General features: G+C 68.6%; 15 protein-coding genes. 11 read left to right on the top strand and 4 right to left on the bottom strand.

Translation table 11 applies throughout. From position 1 onward, the window contains the following. The first annotated feature begins 9 nt into the window (after positions 1–9). Entirely contained in the window at positions 10–996 is a 987-nt protein-coding gene (locus FHU38_RS22425) for a beta-ketoacyl synthase N-terminal-like domain-containing protein (RefSeq protein WP_313886859.1), read from the top strand. On the opposite strand, the gene FHU38_RS22420 is transcribed toward FHU38_RS22425, so the two are convergent. After that, positions 989–1,801, bottom strand: coding sequence for a poly(ethylene terephthalate) hydrolase family protein (locus FHU38_RS22420; protein ID WP_167174822.1), 813 nt, complete (start codon positions 1,799–1,801; stop codon positions 989–991). The two genes, FHU38_RS22425 and FHU38_RS22420, sit on opposite strands and share 8 nt — an antisense overlap. A gap of 117 nt (positions 1,802–1,918) precedes the next feature. Between FHU38_RS22420 and glmS the strand changes: the two genes are divergently transcribed. Together glmS and FHU38_RS22410 are read left to right on the top strand one after the other, a co-directional pair. Continuing rightward, positions 1,919–3,781, top strand: a complete 1,863-nt coding sequence (glmS, locus tag FHU38_RS22415) for a glutamine--fructose-6-phosphate transaminase (isomerizing) (RefSeq protein ID WP_167174819.1) — start codon at positions 1,919–1,921, stop codon at positions 3,779–3,781. Between the two features lie 10 nt (positions 3,782–3,791). After that, a complete protein-coding gene (locus FHU38_RS22410; protein ID WP_167174815.1) occupies positions 3,792–5,237 on the top strand; it encodes an NAD(P)H-hydrate dehydratase in 1,446 nt (481 codons plus the stop codon). Here FHU38_RS22410 and FHU38_RS22405 read toward each other — a convergent pair. Then, positions 5,194–5,994, bottom strand: coding sequence for an SGNH/GDSL hydrolase family protein (locus FHU38_RS22405; RefSeq protein WP_167174812.1), 801 nt, complete (start codon positions 5,992–5,994; stop codon positions 5,194–5,196). The two genes, FHU38_RS22410 and FHU38_RS22405, sit on opposite strands and share 44 nt — an antisense overlap. 286 nt (positions 5,995–6,280) lie before the next feature. Between FHU38_RS22405 and xylB the strand changes: the two genes are divergently transcribed. Genes xylB through tsaE form a run of 4 tightly spaced genes read left to right on the top strand, consistent with a single transcriptional unit; the run spans position 6,281 to position 10,315 of the window. Continuing rightward, positions 6,281–7,693: a xylulokinase gene (xylB, locus tag FHU38_RS22400; RefSeq protein WP_167174809.1), complete on the top strand. Its 1,413-nt coding sequence runs from the start codon at positions 6,281–6,283 to the stop codon at positions 7,691–7,693. Positions 7,694–7,719: 26 nt separating this feature from the next. Then, positions 7,720–8,853, top strand: coding sequence for an alanine racemase (gene alr, locus FHU38_RS22395; protein WP_167174806.1), 1,134 nt, complete (start codon positions 7,720–7,722; stop codon positions 8,851–8,853). Beyond that, entirely contained in the window at positions 8,850–9,854 is a 1,005-nt protein-coding gene (locus FHU38_RS22390; RefSeq protein ID WP_167174803.1) for an alpha/beta fold hydrolase, read from the top strand. The genes alr and FHU38_RS22390 overlap by 4 nt, the downstream gene beginning before the upstream one ends. After that, positions 9,842–10,315 (top strand): tRNA (adenosine(37)-N6)-threonylcarbamoyltransferase complex ATPase subunit type 1 TsaE, encoded by a 474-nt coding sequence (gene tsaE, locus FHU38_RS22385; RefSeq protein ID WP_167174800.1) that lies wholly within the window; start codon positions 9,842–9,844, stop codon positions 10,313–10,315. The genes FHU38_RS22390 and tsaE overlap by 13 nt, the downstream gene beginning before the upstream one ends. 109 nt (positions 10,316–10,424) lie before the next feature. Here the strand turns inward: tsaE and FHU38_RS22380 are convergent, their stop codons facing one another. After that, positions 10,425–11,864 (bottom strand): acyl-CoA synthetase, encoded by a 1,440-nt coding sequence (locus tag FHU38_RS22380; protein ID WP_313886886.1) that lies wholly within the window; start codon positions 11,862–11,864, stop codon positions 10,425–10,427. Between the two features lie 293 nt (positions 11,865–12,157). Here FHU38_RS22380 and tsaB point away from each other — a divergent pair, with 293 nt between their 5' ends. From tsaB to tsaD, 3 genes are read left to right on the top strand one after another with little or no spacing between them, the layout of a single operon-like run. Then, positions 12,158–12,772: a tRNA (adenosine(37)-N6)-threonylcarbamoyltransferase complex dimerization subunit type 1 TsaB gene (gene tsaB / locus FHU38_RS22375; RefSeq protein ID WP_167174794.1), complete on the top strand. Its 615-nt coding sequence runs from the start codon at positions 12,158–12,160 to the stop codon at positions 12,770–12,772. Then, entirely contained in the window at positions 12,769–13,242 is a 474-nt protein-coding gene (rimI, locus tag FHU38_RS22370) for a ribosomal protein S18-alanine N-acetyltransferase (RefSeq protein ID WP_167174791.1), read from the top strand. Before tsaB ends, rimI begins: the two co-directional genes overlap by 4 nt. Next, entirely contained in the window at positions 13,242–14,288 is a 1,047-nt protein-coding gene (gene tsaD / locus FHU38_RS22365; protein WP_167174788.1) for a tRNA (adenosine(37)-N6)-threonylcarbamoyltransferase complex transferase subunit TsaD, read from the top strand. Before rimI ends, tsaD begins: the two co-directional genes overlap by 1 nt. Here the strand turns inward: tsaD and FHU38_RS22360 are convergent, their stop codons facing one another. Further along, a complete protein-coding gene (locus FHU38_RS22360; protein ID WP_167174785.1) occupies positions 14,289–15,899 on the bottom strand; it encodes an alkaline phosphatase D family protein in 1,611 nt (536 codons plus the stop codon). A 275-nt stretch (positions 15,900–16,174) separates the two neighbouring features. Here FHU38_RS22360 and groES point away from each other — a divergent pair, with 275 nt between their 5' ends. After that, positions 16,175–16,468: a co-chaperone GroES gene (groES, locus tag FHU38_RS22355; RefSeq protein ID WP_009152442.1), complete on the top strand. Its 294-nt coding sequence runs from the start codon at positions 16,175–16,177 to the stop codon at positions 16,466–16,468. The last annotated feature ends 21 nt before the right edge of the window (positions 16,469–16,489 follow it).

Below are 16,489 nucleotides of genomic sequence, written 5' to 3'. Positions count from 1 at the left end.
GTGCGTGCGGTGATCACGGCATGGTCGGCGATCTCGGCATGCGGGTCGGGGCGCGCGGCGCTGGACCCCACGCGGTCACGGGTGATCGTGCTGGACGAGCAGCATCCCCGGTTGCGTGGTTTGGTTGCTGAACAGTTCGTCGTTGAGGAGGCCCTCGGCAAGAAGGGCACCGCTTCGATGGACCGGTGCAGCGCACTGGCGGTCGCCGTGGCACGTGACCTTCTGGCCGATGTCGAGGTCGACCCGCTCACGGGTGTCGTACTGGGTACCACTTCAGGGAGCACGCAGACACAGTGGGCGTTCACGAGGGACTCGCTCACCCGACGCAAACCGTACTTCGTCAATCCGGCCATGATGCCGTACGCGCTTATGAACAGCGCCGCGAGTCAGGTGGCGATCTGGCACGGGCTGCGCGGCCCGAACTCCACAATCGCCGGTGGCCGGATGTCTGGCCTGAGCGGGCTGCGGTACGCGGCGCGGCTACTGGTCACGGGCAGGGCCGGTGCGGTGGTGTGTGGCGCGGCGGAGGAGTGCAGCATCCCACGGGCATGGTTGGAGTGGCATCGCGACGGAGACCGCCCGCCCGGTGAAGGAGCGGCGGTGATGCTGCTGGAGCCGCCGGGCCTGGCACGGCACCCGCTGGCCGAGGTGCTCGGGGTCGAGACGAGAGTGGCAGTCGACGGCGACCTGCGCGCGGCGCTGGTCGAGTGCGTCCGTTCCGTTCTCGCTCGGTGTGGGTGCGCGGCGGGTGACGTGGACACCGTGGTGGTTTCGGCGCCCGGTGGCCGACTTGCCGATGCCGAACGTATGGGGATCGAGGAAGCGCTCAGCGGTATGCCCGCGAAAGTACTTGATCCGGGCGCCTACCTCGGCGACCTTGGTGCCGCGGTGGGGCCGTTTCAGCTCGTGGCGATGCTGGCCGAGCCGGGGCTGGGTCTGGTGACGGCACTGGATGCGGACGGAGCCGTCGGATGCGGGCTGTTGCGGGTCAACTGAGCGTGGGCTCTGTGTGTAGCGCGAGCTGGGCGGGTTTGAGGTCGGCCTCCAGCAGCGGCCGGTAGGTGTTGTCGCCGGTGAGTTCGGTGAGGAAGAACGCTGTGAACAATGCCCGGACGACGCGCTGGGTGGCGCGATGTGGCTTGCCGTGCAGCAGCGGCTGGCTCCAGTGCATACCTTCAGTGACGCCGAGGTGTGAGGACTTGCGCAGTGTGCGCAGCTGAACGGGACCGCCCCATGCGCGTGCGATTGCCTCTGCGTTGCCGCGGGTTGGGGCGACGAGGTCTTCGTCGGCCGCCAGGTGCATGCCTGGCACGTGGATGTCGCGGGCCGCGGTCGTGGCGGCTGGGATGGTCTGCGCCGCGGCGACCGTAGCAACGGCCTTGACCTGCGGGCCGGGTTCCGCAGCGGCGAGGACGGCGGCTCCGCCACCGGTCGAGTGGCCCGCGACGCCGAGCTTGCCGGGATCGACGCTGATACCGTCCGGCCCGAGCCGCACGCCGCTCACTATGTCGAGCGTCGAGCGCAGGTCGGAGGCGAACAGCCGATGTGAAGGCAGTGGCCCCAGTTGGGTCGCCGGCGCGGCGGCGACGATCCCCCAGCTGGCGAGGTGGCGCAGCAGGTCCCGGTAGCGGCCAGGTGGCTGCAGCCACCCGTGACCGAAGGAGATCGCGGGAAGGCCGAGGCCTGCACGGGGGGTGAACACGACCCCCGGAAGGCCCACGAGCGCGAGGTCGCCCCGCAGTACCTCGTGCGGCCCTGGGAACGACAGCTGCTCGAGTAACCGCTTGGGCTTACTGGCCATGGCAGGCAGGGTAGCCGACCAGCCGCGCAAGACCACCCAAGGACGCGTTTAGCGGGCAAAACGCGGTGAGCGCGAGCCCGGGATGCGTCGTAACAGTGTGTCGTTACGCTGATGGGCGTGTGTGGAATCGTGGGATATGTCGGCCACCGGCAGGCACTCGGAGTAATCCTTGGCGGCCTGCGACGAATGGAGTATCGCGGCTACGACTCCGCAGGAATCGCGGTGCTCGCCGGGCTCGGCGGTCTCACCGTCGAACGCAAGGCAGGTCGTCTCGCCAACCTCGAGGCCGCCCTCGACGAAGCAGGCCGCACCGGTTTCGCGGGTACCGCGGGCATGGGCCACACCCGCTGGGCGACCCATGGTGCACCGATCGACCGCAACTCCCACCCACATCGCGACGCCGAGGGGCGCGTCGCCGTCGTGCACAACGGGATCATCGAGAACTTCGCCTCGTTGCGCGCCGAACTCGAGGATATGGGGGTCGAGCTGCGCAGCGATACCGACACCGAGACCGCCGCCCACCTCATCGGAATGGCCTACGCCGAGGGTGAGACGAAGGGTGACCTCTCGGCAAGCGTGCGCTCCGTCTGTCGCCGCCTCGAGGGCGCCTTCACCCTCGTGGTGACCCACGCCGAACAGCCGGACCTTGTGGTCGCCGCGCGCAGGTCGTCACCTCTTGTGGTGGGTGTCGGCACGGGCGAGACCTTTGTCGCCTCCGACGTCGCTGCCTTCATCGAGCACACCCGCGAAGCCGTGGAGCTTGGCCAGGACCAGGTCGTCACCATCAGCAGACAGGGTTACGAGATCACCGACTTCGCCGGCGAACCGGCGCAGGGCAAGCCGTTCAGGGTCGACTGGGACCTGTCAGCCGCCGAAAAGGGCGGCCATGAGTACTTCATGCTGAAGGAGATCGAGGAGCAGCCGGACGCGCTTGCCAACACGTTGCGCGGGCACTTCCAGTCGGGCCGGGTCGTACTCGACGAGCAGCGGCTTTCCGAACAGGACCTGCGTGACGTCGACAAGGTATTCGTTGTCGCGTGCGGTTCGGCGTATCACTCGGGTCTTGTCGCGAAATACGCCATCGAGCATTGGTGCCGGTTGCCGGTCGAGGTCGAACTGGCCAGCGAGTTCCGCTATCGGGACCCGGTGCTCGACCGCGACACCCTTGTCGTCGCCGTGTCGCAGTCCGGTGAGACCGCCGACACGCTGGAGGCCGTGCGGCACGCCCGTGAGCAGAAGGCCAGGGTGCTGGCTGTCTGCAACACCAACGGCGCGCAGATCCCGCGCGAGTCGGACGCGGTGCTCTACACACATGCAGGCCCGGAGATCGGGGTTGCTTCCACCAAGGCCTTCCTTGCCCAGATCGCGGCCAACTACCTCGTCGGGCTCGCGCTCGCGCAGGCCAGAGGCACCAAGTACCCCGATGAGGTGGCCCGCGAGTTCGCCGAGTTGGAGGCGATGCCTTCGGCTGTCCACAAGGCACTGTCTACGATGGAGTATGTACGGGAGCTGGCGCGGCGTATGGCCGACTCCAAGGCCGTGCTCTTCCTCGGCAGGCACGTCGGGTTCCCAGTCGCACTCGAAGGGGCGCTGAAACTCAAGGAACTGGCCTACATGCACGCCGAGGGTTTCGCGGCGGGTGAACTCAAGCACGGCCCCATCGCGCTGATCGAACAGGGCCTGCCCGTCGTGGTGGTCATGCCATCGCCGAAGGGCAGAGCGGTGTTGCACGCCAAGCTGGTGTCCAACATCAGTGAGATCCAGGCCCGTGGTGCGCGGACGATTGTCATCGCGGAGGAGGGCGACGAGCGGGTGCGTCCTTTCGCCGACGAACTCATCGAGGTGCCCGCGGTGCCGACCTTGCTGCAGCCGCTGGTGTCCACCGTGCCGCTGCAGGTGTTGGCCGCCGAGATCGCCAAGAGCCGGGGGTATGACGTCGACAAGCCGAGGAACCTGGCGAAGTCGGTGACGGTGGAGTAGGCAGGTCGCTGTGCAGGGTATCTGGACCACCGAACAGGTGCGGGCAGCGGAGACTCGGCTGCTGGCCCGCGTCCCGGAAGGGGCGTTGATGCGGCGCGCCGCCTACGGCGTCGCTGTGTACGCGGCGGAACTGCTCGCCAAGCACACCGGTGGAGTGCAGGGCAGGCGAGTGGTGTTGCTGGTCGGCGCAGGCAACAACGGCGGTGACGCGTTGTGGGCTGGTGCGTTCCTGCGCAGACGTGGCGTGGGTGTTGCAGCCGTGCTGCTGAACCCACACAAGGCGCACCCGGCCGGCCTTGCCGCACTGAGGCGGGCCGGCGGACGGCTGCCTGAGCCGTCGGAATACGCCGAATGGATCGGCAACGCGGATCTGGTGATCGACGGCATCGTCGGCATCTCCGGTAAGGGGCCGTTGCGGCCGGATGCGGCGGCCCTGCTCGAAACGGTGACCGCTCCGGTGCTCGCTGTCGACCTGCCCAGCGGCGTGGAGCCCGACACCGGATTTGTCGACGGTCCCGCGGTCACCGCGACCAGCACAGTGACCTTCGGCGCGTACAAACCGGTGCATGTTCTCAACCCGCAGCGATGCGGCGATGTCGAGTTGGTGGACATCGGGCTTGCCGGTGAGTTGGGAGAGCCTGCTCTGCTGCGGCTGGACCCCGCCGACACCGCCAGTACCTGGCCCGTGCCCGCGCCGTCGGACAACAAGTACACCCAGGGAGTGACGGGTGTCGCGGCGGGCTCGGCGGCCTATCCCGGCGCCGCGGTGCTGGCCGCCGCCGCCGCGGTTCGAGGCAAGGCGGGCATGGTTCGCTATGCCGGCCCGGCGGCGGACGTGGTCCGTTCGCATTGGCCTGAAGTGGTGGCTACCGGATCGGTTTTCGATGCGGGCCGGGTGCAGGCCTGGGTGGTGGGCCCCGGTATAGGCACCGGTCGCGAGGGCACGGAGGTGCTGGCTCACACACTTGGGCAGGGAGTGCCGGTGTGCGCGGACGCGGACGCGATCACGATCATCGCGCAGCACCCCGATGTGCTGGATGCGCGTGACCCGGATACACCGCTGGTGCTGACTCCGCACGACGGCGAGTTCGAGCGGCTTACAGGGGCGGCGCCGGGGTCCGACCGGGTGGCTGCCGTCCGCGAAGCCGCTCGGCGATTCGACGCGGTGGTGCTGCTCAAAGGACACTGCACGGTTGTCGCGGACCCGAGTGGGCGGGTTCTGATCAACAAGCCCAGGGGGGCGTGGCTGGCGACGGCGGGTTCCGGCGACGTGCTTTCCGGGCTCATCGGCGCACTTCTGGCGTCGGGGTTGGACCCGTGGCTGGCTGCGGGTGCGGCAGCCGACGTGCACGCCAGGTCGGGTGAACTAGCGGCGGGGGGTGTTCCGGTGTCGGCATCCGGCGTGCTGGACGCTATCCCGCTGGCGCTTCGGGAGGTTCGAGCGCTGGTTGGTTGACCGGCGCCAGACACGGCCTTTTGCAGCCGCGTCCTTCTCCAGAGGAACGCCCGGCGATCCGTCGGCGAATCCAGGGCGCGGCGAACGTCGCGAGCCAACGCAACTCCGTGCGCGCGGCATGCCACGGTCCCGGTACGGCAAGCGGAGGTAGCGCGCCGGACCACGAGCTGTCGCTGCCGGGAAGGTCAAGTGCGTGTGCGAAGGCGTCCGCGATGCGGGCGTGGCCGAGTGGGCTGGCGTGCAGCCGATCGGGGCTCCACAGCCGTGGGTCCGTTGTAACCGGGTGCGGGAAGGTGTCGACAACCGTGACAGAGTGTCGTGCCGCGGCAGCGCGGATGCGGGCGTTGAGGTCGAGCACCCTGGGCCTCAGCGGGCGGGCGAGCGGGGCGATCCTGCCGATGTCGGGGAACGTCACCGTGGCGACGTGGGCGCCGCTCGCGGTGAGTGCGGTGAACATGTCCTCCAGGCAGGCAGTTACGCGGCCGGCATCGAAGTCGCGACGGATCAGGTCGTTCATGCCTGCCACGACGGTCGCCAGGTCGGGGCGAAGCCGAAGAGCTGGTGTGAGTTGTTCGGTCCGAACCTGAGTGGCCAGCCTGCCTCTGACAGCGAGGTTGGCGTAGTGCAGCCGGGGATCGAGGCGAGCGAGTCGTTCCGCGAGCCGGTCGGCCCAGCCGCGGTAGCCGGTGGCCTCGTCGCCATCGCCGAGTCCCTCGGTCTGGCTGTCGCCGAGCGCGACGTAACGCAGGTAGCTCATGGTCCCTCGCTTCCGCTGGTCAGCCACCCGACCATAGCCGCCCCGACAACGGTTAGCCCGCGAAACGTGGTTCGGCGGCGCGGGGTGAAGGCGGCGCTGCCGGGTTATGCGTTAACAACGGTGGTTCTTCCTGATATGAAGGGCGCGGCAAGCTCTCGAAGTGGCAGAGGTCGCAGAAGTCGCAGAGGTCGCAGAGTCACGGCCGGCGAACGACCGGTGCGGACGTCATGTCCGGCGGCGGTTGCGGCACGAACTCGCTTCGCAGCGGGTAAGGAAGCTGGGTGAGATGCACGGCAACGACGAAGTGTTGGTCGCTGGGGTCGATTCCTCCACCCAATCGACCAAGGTGATGGTGTGCGACGCGCGCACCGGCGAGGTGGTTCGCACCGGCCGGGCCGAGCACCCCGACGCCACGGAGGTGGACCCGCGAGCGTGGTGGGATGCGTTCGGCTCCGCCAGCGGCGGGTTGCTGGACGGCGTGTCCGCCATCGGCGTGGCCGGGCAGCAGCACGGCATGGTGACCGTCGACGAGCGCGGCGATGTTGTGCGACCCGCGTTGCTGTGGAACGACACCCGTTCGGCCAAAGCGGCCGCCGACCTCACCGAGGAACTCGGCGGCGGGCAGGCGTGGGCCGAGGCCGTTGGCTCGGTGCCGGTGGCCAGCTTCACCGTCACGAAGCTGCGTTGGCTCGCCGAGCACGAACCCGAGCTTGCCGATCGCGTGGCGCGGGTCATGCTCCCGCACGATTGGCTGACCTGGCGGCTCATTGGTGGTGAACCGGTTACCGACCGTGGTGATGCATCCGGCACCGGCTACTTTTCGCCCGCGAAACGCGCTTACCGCACCGACATCTTGCACCGCGCCTTCGGTGGCCGTGACCCTGCGCTACCGAAGGTCCTGCAGCCTGCGGAGCCGGCTGGCTACACCCGCGACGGCAGGTTGGTATCCGCGGGCACCGGTGACAACATGGCGGCCGCGTTCGCGCTGGAGGCCGCGGACGGCGACGTCGTGGTGTCGCTGGGTACGAGCGGCACCGTGTTCGGAGTCAGCGAGACACCCGCCGCCGATCCCACCGGCATCGTCGCCGGGTTCGCCGACGCCACGGGCCGCTTCCTGCCGCTGGCCTGCACGCTTAATGCCGCACGCGTGCTCACCGCGACCTCCACCATGCTGGGTGTGGACCTCGCCGAGTTCGACAAGCTCGCACTGAGCGCACCACCGGGCGCCGATGGGCTAACCCTGCTGCCCTACCTCGACGGTGAGCGCACCCCCAACCTGCCCGATGCCGCCGGCTCGCTGTACGGGCTGCGCAGGGCGAACATGACAGCGCAGAACTTGGCGCGTGCCGCGGTCGAAGGCATGTTGTGCGGCCTCGCGGCCGGACTGGAAGCCGTGCGTGCGCAGGGCATCACCGTGCGCAGAGTGCTGCTCATCGGGGGCGCCGCGCAGTCGGAGAGCGTCCGTGCCGTCGCGCCGATCGTCTTCGGTGTCCCGGTCGCCGTCCCGCCGCCCGCCGAGCACGTCGCGATCGGCGCGGCCCGGCAGGCTGCGTGGGCGCTGGCGGGTACCGACCAGCCACCGCAGTGGCGGGCCGACACCGTGTCGCGGCTGACCGAACCCACAGCTGAGGACATCGACGAAGGGGAGCGCATCAGGCGGCGGCACGCCGCGGCGAGAGCACGCGCGCACGACGTCTGAACGCGCTATGGGAAAATTCCCACATCATGAGCGCAGCGCAACCGCCCCGTGCCGAGGTGCTGATCGACCTGTCGGCGATCAGGCACAACCTCGGCCTGCTCGCCGCGCGCGCGGCCGAGTCCGGTGCCGAGACGATGGCGGTGGTGAAGGCGGACGGGTACGGCCACGGCGCCGTGTCGGTGGCCCGTGCGGCGGTTGAGGCCGGTGCGAGTTGGCTCGGCACGGCATCCCTGGCCGAAGCGCTCGACCTACGCGACGCGGGCATCACGGTACGGCTGTTGAGTTGGCTCGACACCACGGGCGTGGACTTCACTCCTGGCATCGAGAACGACATCGATCTGTCGGTGAGCTCCGCTCATGAACTCGCGCGGGTGGCCGATGCGGCAGGAAGAGCTGGACGTACCGCCCGCGTGCACCTGAAAATTGACACCGGCCTTTCCCGCAACGGGTGCCCCGCGTACGCGTGGCCGGAGTTGGTGAAGGCGGCGGCGGCTGAACCGGATGTGGAAGTCGTCGCGATCTGGTCGCATCTGGCCTGCGCCGACGAGCCCGGGCACCCATCCATCGACATGCAGGCGAAGCGGTTCGCGGCCGCCTATGCCGTCGCCCGCGACGCCGGGCTGCGGCCACTGCGACACCTTGCCAACTCTGCGGCCACACTCACCAGGTCCGACCTGCATTTCGACATCGTGCGGCCCGGTATCGCCGTGTACGGACTCAACCCGGTCGCGCAACCCGAGCGACTACGGCCAGCGATGACCTTCCGTTCGAGCGTCGTGCTCACCAAGCGGATCGAGGCGGGGGAATCCGTCTCATACGGACATACCTGGACCGCCCGCAGGGACACCACACTGGCACTCGTTCCGGTCGGCTATGCCGACGGCGTACCACGAACCCTCTCCGGCCGGATGAAGGTTTGGCTCGCCGGAAGTCGCAGGCCCGTGGTCGGCAGGGTGTGCATGGACCAGTTGGTGGTCGACTGCGGCGACGACGAACCGCCGCTGGGCGCCGAGGTGGTGCTGTTCGGAACCGGTGAGGCGGGCGAACCCACAGCCACCGAGTGGGCGGAAACCATCGGCACGATCGACTACGAGATCGTCACCGGGATGTACCGGCCGAGGGTGAGCCGCCGCTACGTGGGGGAGGTCGGGCAGCGATGAGCACGGGGGAGGAAACACGAGCCGAAGAGCTGACGCTGGCCGAACCTGCCTGCCGCGTCTCCACCGTCGCGGCCGACGACGGCGCACCGTTGGCTGTGGAAGAGGTCGATCCACCCAGCGGCAAGGGCGCAGTGGTGACCGTGGTCGGTGTGCACGGCTTTGCCTTGTCGCGGCGAAGTTGGCGGTTCCAGCGGAGGGACTTCGCCTCACTGCGGTCGCCTAGGGTGCGTCAGGTCTACTACGACCACAGAGGACATGGGCAGTCGGCGCCGTCGGACGCGCGGACGAGCACCATCGAACAACTCGCCGACGACCTGCACGCGGTCATCCGTGCCGTGGCGCCTGACGGAGCGCTGGTGCTTGCAGGCCACTCCATGGGTGGCATGGTGATCATGGAGCTGGCACAGAAGCACCCGGAACTGTTCTCCGAACGCGTTCGCGGCGTCGCGCTGATCGCGACCGCTGCGGGGGAGGTTGGCAGCCACGGCCTTGGCAGGTCGCTGCTGTCCAAGTACAACCCGGTCACCCGTGGGGTCGGTGAACTGGCGGGCTGGCAGCCCGGGCTTGTTGAGTTCGTCCGTGCGGCGGGCGGTCAGCTCACCAGGCACGCGGTCCGCAGGCTGGCGTTCGGCAAGGGGAATGTCAGCACGGAGCTGGTCGACTTCATGCAGGAGATGCTGCGGGTATCCCCGGTGCGGCAGTTGGTCAGCTTCGCCGAGACGCTCGGCAGCCACAACCGTTATGCCGCGCTCGCGGGGCTGAGGCACGCGCAGGTGCTGGTCGTTGGCGCCGATGCCGACCGGATTACGCCGTTCTCGCACGCTGAGCGCATGGCCGCCGAGCTACCGCAGGCGAGGCTCGTGCGGGTCATGGACGCGGGACATATGGTGCACCTGGAGCGACCGGAGCTGGTCAACGACCATCTCCGGCAGTTGCTTCGGTCGTGCTCGGGTGCGCGAAGCAAGAGATCGACGCGGAGGATCTTCTGGTGGCGCAGGTGAGTTTCGAGCTACCCTCGCCCGAGGACACGGTCCAGTTCGGACGTTCATTGGGACGCCTGCTTCGAGCGGGCGACCTGGTGCTACTCGCAGGACCACTCGGAGCGGGCAAGACGACAATGGCAAGGGGGATCGCGGAGGGGATGGGGGTTTCCGGCCGCGTCAGCTCGCCGACTTTCGTGCTCGCTCGTGTGCACCCGGCTGGTGATCCGGGCGTACCTCTCGTGCATGTCGACGCCTACCGGCTCGGTGACGACCTTTCCCAACTCGACGACCTCGACCTGGACACCGATCTCGAGGAAGCGGCGATCGTGGTGGAGTGGGGAGAGGGGCTGGCCGAACGCCTCTCGGAGGATTACCTCGTGGTGCGTCTCGGCCGCCGACCTGACGACGTCCGGGTCGTCAGCCTCGAACCCCATGGCGACTGGACCGAGCGGGCACCACAAGCACGGTTAGCGGGCTAACCGTGGTTCGCCGGGTGTCGGGGGTGCGCGGTTAGCGGGCTAACCGTGGTGAGCCGGTGCCGACTCTGCCTGGCTCCGAACTGCAACGGTGAGCATCGCGTGTGCGCTGTCAAGTATCGAGGGCTCGCTTCATGACCTTGCCCATGTGATTGCGTGGTAGCGCGCCGAGGAACCGCACTGCGCGGGGACGTTTGTGCGGCGAAAGCAGCTTGGCGACGTGGTCGACCAGTTCGGTCTCCTTCACCGCGGGCTCGTCGCTGGGCACGACCCAGGCAACGATGCGTTCACCGAGGTCGGGGTCCGGCTCACCGGTGACGGCGACCTCGGCGACGCCGGGGTGTTCGAGCAGCGCGTTCTCGATCTCGCCCGCGCCGATCTTGTATCCGCCGCTCTTGATGAGGTCGGTGGCCTTCCGCCCGACGATGCGCACGTAACCATCGGTATCGCGGGTGGCCATGTCGCCGGTGCGGAACCAGTCGCCGTCGAAGGCCTCCGCGGTCGCGTCGGGTCGGTTCAGGTATCCGGTGAACAGGTTGGGCCCGCGTACCTGGATTTCGCCGACGGTCTCCGTGTCACCGAGCTCGACCGTGTTGCCGTCTTCGTCGATCAACCGCAGTTCGACACCACGCAGTGGCGGTCCGACGGTTCCTGGTTTGCGCGGCCCGTCGGCCCGCACGCTGGTGTTCATGAGTGTCTCGGTCATGCCGTAGCGTTCGACGACCTGTTGCCCGGTGGCTTCGGTGATGAGTTGGTGATCGCGCATCGGAAGGGCCGCTGATCCGGATACCAGCAGTCGGGCGTCGCGCAAAGCGTTCGCCAGCGTGTGGTCGGTGGCGACTTCCGAAGCGATGCGGTGATACATCGTTGGAACGCCGAACATCATGGTGGCCTCGCCGGTGAGTTCCCTGGCGATCTGCTGGGTGGAGAACCGGCCGATGTGGTGCACGGTGCCACCGCGGCGAAGCGGGCCGAGGATCGCGAGGATCAAGCCGTGTACGTGGAACAACGGCAGCGCGTGCACCAGCACGTCGTCGGCCGTCCATTGCCACGCGTCCTCTAGGGCGTCGAGCGTGCTGGCGATGGCCCTGCGTGGCAGCACGACTCCCTTCGGCGGACCAGTGGTGCCCGAGGTGTACACGATCAATGCGGGTGTCTCGCTCTCGACCTCCGGCGGGAGGTCACCTGCGCCACCCTCGATGCTGACGTCTTCGCGGGCGACGCGGTGCAACTCCGAAGGCAGGTCCGTACCCGGTGGCGCCAACACCAGGGCAGGCGTGCTGTCGGAGACGATGTGTGCCAGTTCCCGCTCGCCCGCTTTCGGATTGATCGGCACGGCGGGCACACCCGCGAGCAGTGCCGCCACGGTCGCCACGCTGGTCTCCAGGCTCGCGGTCGCCCAGATGGCGACCCGTGGCCGATCGTGGTCCAACCGGCGCAGTCGGTGAGCAAGTGCGCCCGCCACCAGGGCGAGGTCGGCGTAGGTCAGTGTCCTGTCACCGAAGCGCAGCGCTTCCTTGGTGGTCGCCGACTGCAAAGCGGGAAAGAGCACGGTCACCGGTCTCCTTGTCCTTCGATTGTTCTCCGGAGCCCGACAGTGTTGGGCGCGACCCGCGCCACGAACGGGCCGCCGCGACCATGATGCCCGCACACCACGGCGGGCCGACCGCACGCCCGGTGCACCGCCCGAACCGCGTTTAGCGGGCTAACCGTGGTTGGGGCCCGTAGCCGACCTGGGACCCGCATTGCTTAGCGTGCGCAAGTACAGCGGTTTGCCCGCTAAACGTGGTCGCGGCCACGGCAGGTGCTCGGCGGTCGTTCACCGGTCGGTCGTAGGCTCGAAGGGTGCTTGTACTCGCCATCGACACCGCGACACCCGCGGTCACCGCCGGGGTCGTCGACGTGCGCACGGGGAGGCTGACCGTGCTCGCCGAGCGGGTCACGGTCGATGCCCGCGCGCACGGCGAGTTGCTCACCCCGCACGTCATGGACGCCGTCCGCGATGCCGGGACGAGCCTCGACCAACTCGACGCCATCGTGTGCGGGGTGGGGCCCGGGCCCTACACCGGGCTCCGAGCGGGCATTGTCACCGCCACCGCCCTCTCGCACGCTCTGAACATCCCCGCCTACCCGGTCTGCAGCCTCGACGCTATAGCCGCGGGGATTGACGCCGGTGCCCCTTTCCTCGTCATCACCGACGCGCGGCGCCGCGAGGTGTACTGGGCGGCCTACGACGGAGCGGGCACCCGCACCGACGGTCCGCACGTCGACCGGCCTGCCGACCTCGACGCCTCCCTCACCGAACGCGTCGAACACGCTCACCCCAGCCCACGTGGCCTGGTTCGGGCAGCGCGCGAAGCGCTACTCAACGATCAGCCCGCCGCACCGTTGACCCCGCTCTACCTGCGCAGGCCGGACGTCGCGCAGCCCGGCGCGCGAAAGCGGGTGACCGTGCCGTGAGGCTCGAGCCGCTGCGCGGCAAGCACATCCGCCGCTGTGTCGAGCTGGAGCGGATCCTGTTCTCCGGTGACTCACCGTGGAGCGCGAGCGCCTTCCACGCCGAACTGCAGGCGGGTGGCTTCTACCTGGCCGCGCTCACCGATGACGACCAACTCGCCGGATACGCGGGCCTGGCGATGGTGGGCACACCGGGGGACTGGGAGGCCAGCGTGCACACCATCGGCGTGCATCCCGACTTCCAGGGGCAGGGCATCGGCACCGCGCTGCTGCGTGCGCTGCTGGCGAGGGCCGATGAGCTGCACGCACTGGTGACCCTCGAGGTCCGCACCGACAACGACTCGGCCATCAGGCTGTACGAGCGACACGGCTTCAGCCGGATCGGCCTGCGCAAACGCTACTACCAGCCCTCGGGCGCCGACGCCTACACGATGATGCGGCAGGCCCGTGGCACACAGGAGGTGGCAGGGTGATGCCATCGATCATCATGGGAGTCGAGACTTCTTGCGACGAGACGGGTGTCGGTCTCGTGCGGCTGCACGACGACGGCACCGTGGAACTGCTCGCCGACGAGGTTGCCTCCAGTGTGGAGGAGCATGCCCGCTTCGGCGGTGTGGTACCGGAGGTGGCCAGCAGAGCTCACCTCGAGGCGATGGCGCCGACCGTTCGTCGCGCTTTCCAAAGTGCTGGGCTGGAACTGTCGGACGTGGACGCGGTCGCCGTTACGGTCGGACCGGGGCTCGCCGGTGCGCTACTGGTTGGCGTTGCAGCGGCCAAGGCGTACGCGGCGGCGCTTGACGTGCCGCTGTACGGCGTCAACCACCTCGCGGGCCACATCGCTGTCGACACGTTGGAGCACGGGCCACTGCCTTCGCCGTGCCTGGCGTTGCTCGTCTCCGGTGGCCACACCCAGCTGCTGCGGGTTGACCACATCGCTTCGAAGATCACCGAAATCGGCTCGACCGTCGACGACGCGGCAGGCGAGGCCTACGACAAGGTGGCGAGGCTTCTGGGGCTGCCCTATCCCGGCGGCCCGCCCATCGACAAGGCGGCGAAGAGCGGTGATGCGCAGGCCATCACGTTCCCGCGCGGCATGACAGGCCCCCGTGACGCGAAGTTCGATTTCTCCTTCTCCGGGTTGAAGACCGCGGTGGCGCGGTGGGTCGAAGCCGCGGAGTCGCGTGGTGAGCAGGTGCCGGTCGCTGACGTGGCCGCGTCGTTCCAGGAGGCGGTCGCGGACGTGCTCACGGCGAAAGCGGTGCGGGCGGCGACCGAGTCCGGCATCGGAACGCTTGTCATCTCCGGCGGGGTGGCTGCGAACTCCCGCCTTTCGGCGCTGGCCAGGCAGCGGTGCGCCGAGGCGGGCATCGAGCTTCGCGTACCCCGGCCCCGGCTGTGTACCGACAACGGGGCGATGATCGCGGCGCTCGGCGCGCACGTGGTCGCGGCTGGTTGCGCGCCGAGCGCCATGGACCTCTCCGCCAACCCGGCGTTGCCGGTCAGCACCGTGTCCCTGTGATCAACCGGGCTGTACCTCCGAAAGCCCGGGGTGACGGTCGGCGATCACGAAGGACGCCCGCGTACGCGCAGGCGCACCTGGCTCGGTGACGCGCTCCACCACTCGGAAGTCGGCCCGCAGCTCGTCGCGGGTGATCCGCGTGCGCACATAACCGCGCTGGGCGTTGCGGAACTTGATGTGCGGGTTGCGTCGCAGGTTGGGGTCGTCGGCAGGGTCGGAGTCGGCGCCGTTGCCACCCGAGCTGATGGAACTGGTCACCAGCTCGGTGCCGATCACCCGGCTGTCAGGGTCGGCGTAGTTCTCCTTCAACTCGTTCGCCCAGTGGGTGTGCACGTCGCCGGTGAGTACCACGGGGTTGCGCACGCCCGCCTCAAGCCAGCCTTCGGCGATGCGCTCCTGGGAACCCTTGTAACCGTCCCAGGCGTCCATGCTGTTGGCCCCGGAGCCACTGACCCTACGGGCGAAGAACACCTGCTGACCCAGCACGTCCCAGCGAGCGCGTGACCGGCGGAACTGCTCGAGCAGCCAGGCCTCCTGGTCGGCACCCGTGATCGTCCTCGCGGGATCGGCGGAGTCCTCGCAAACCTTCCAGCCGTCGCGGCAGGCCTGGTCGTCGCGGTACTGCCTGGTGTCGAGCATGTGGAAGTTGGCGAGTGAGCCCCACGCGACCGAGCGGTAGAGGCGGATGTTGGAGCCCTGCGGCATGTTGCGGCGGCGCAGCGGCATGTTCTCGTAGTACGCCCGGAAGGCGTTCGCCCTGCGCTGCAGGAAGTCGGGTTGCGGGATGTTCGGCTTCTCGTAGATGTCGCCCGCCCAGTTGTTGTCCACTTCGTGGTCGTCAGGCACGACCAGCCACGGGGCGATGGCGTGTGCTGCCTGCAGGTCGGCGTCGGTCCGGTACTGCCCGTAGCGCTGCCGGTAGTTGGCCAGGGTCTCGGTCTCCGGGCCGGCATGATCACGAACGTTGCCGTCGGGAGAGATGTAGACCTGCGGCCTGTACTCGTAGATGTAGTCGCCCAGGTGCAGCACCAGGTCGGGCTCGTCTGCGGCGAGGTACCGGTAGGCGGTGAAGTAGCCGTGCTCGAACTGCGAGCAGGAGGCGAAGCTCATCGTGAGCCCGGAGCCGAGAACACCGACCGGTGGCGCGGTGCGGGTCCGGCCAGGCCGGGAGACGTGGCGGCCGTGGCGGAACCGGTAGAAGTACTCGCGGCCGGGCGCCAGTCCCGCGACCTCGGCGTGCACCGCGAAGCCTGCGTCGGGACCGGTGCGCTCCCGGCCGCGGCGCACGATGTGCCGGAACCGCTCGTCGCGCGCGATTTCCCAGTCGACCTCGACGGTGCGTGATCCCATCCCACCGAGCCCGTCCTCGGCCAGCGGGTCGCGGGCGAGGCGAGTCCACAACACCACGCTGTGGTTGTCGGGCTCGCCGGATGCGACGCCGAGGGTGAAGGGGTCCCCGCCATGGGGTCCGGAGCGCACCGGAGACGGTGCGGCTGCCGCGACGGTGCTCGGCAGGGTCGTGGTGAGCGCTGCGGCCCCGACCGCGGCCCCTCCTACGAGTACATGACGACGTGTTGACGTGAAGGACTCATTTTCACCTGATGCGGGCACGGATTGACTCCCAACGTGGTGCCTACCAGCCAGAACCCGCACAGCCTGCATTGGCAGGATGACAGTTGCTGCCCCTGCGAGTGAGCAGTCGATGAACGTTGGGTGGGTGCGAATCGCCCGATGTCGCCCCTGGTTGCGCGGCTAGCACTCAAGTCAGTAGAGTGCTAATCGCACGGCACCACACACGCCCCGGCACCCGCGACGGCGGGGTGGTAGGAGCCGTACCCAACTAGGTACCTGCCAACGCTTTCGACGGACCCGTGGAGGTCAATCCGGTGAGCGTGAACATCAAGCCGCTCGAGGACAAGATCGTTGTCCAGACGAGCGAGGCCGAGGAGACGACGGCGTCCGGCCTCGTCATCCCCGACACCGCGAAGGAAAAGCCCCAGGAGGGCAAGGTCCTGGCCGTCGGCCCGGGCCGCATCGACGACAAGGGCAACCGCGTCCCGATGGACGTCAAGGAAGGCGACGTCGTCATCTACTCCAAGTACGGCGGCACCGAGGTCAAGTACAACGGCGAGGACTACTTGATCCTGTCCGCCCGCGATGTGCTGGCCGTCATCAACTGACGACCTGCGTACGCGATAACG

It is taken from the genome of Saccharomonospora amisosensis, from assembly GCF_011761185.1.
Taxonomy (GTDB): Bacteria; Actinomycetota; Actinomycetes; order Mycobacteriales; family Pseudonocardiaceae; genus Saccharomonospora_A; species Saccharomonospora_A amisosensis.
This window is presented reverse-complemented; position numbering and strand designations above follow the sequence as displayed.

What these genes read in the sequence shown, in the direction of transcription:
- FHU38_RS22420 (WP_167174822.1), bottom strand. Translation starts at nt 1,801, where the DNA reads ATGGCCAGTAAGCCCAAGCGGTTACTCGAGCAGCTGTCGTTCCCAGGG.
- FHU38_RS22405 (WP_167174812.1), bottom strand. Translation starts at nt 5,994, where the DNA reads ATGAGCTACCTGCGTTACGTCGCGCTCGGCGACAGCCAGACCGAGGGA.
- xylB (WP_167174809.1), top strand. Translation starts at nt 6,281, where the DNA reads ATGCACGGCAACGACGAAGTGTTGGTCGCTGGGGTCGATTCCTCCACC.
- alr (WP_167174806.1), top strand. Translation starts at nt 7,720, where the DNA reads ATGAGCGCAGCGCAACCGCCCCGTGCCGAGGTGCTGATCGACCTGTCG.
- FHU38_RS22390 (WP_167174803.1), top strand. Translation starts at nt 8,850, where the DNA reads ATGAGCACGGGGGAGGAAACACGAGCCGAAGAGCTGACGCTGGCCGAA.
- tsaD (WP_167174788.1), top strand. Translation starts at nt 13,242, where the DNA reads ATGCCATCGATCATCATGGGAGTCGAGACTTCTTGCGACGAGACGGGT.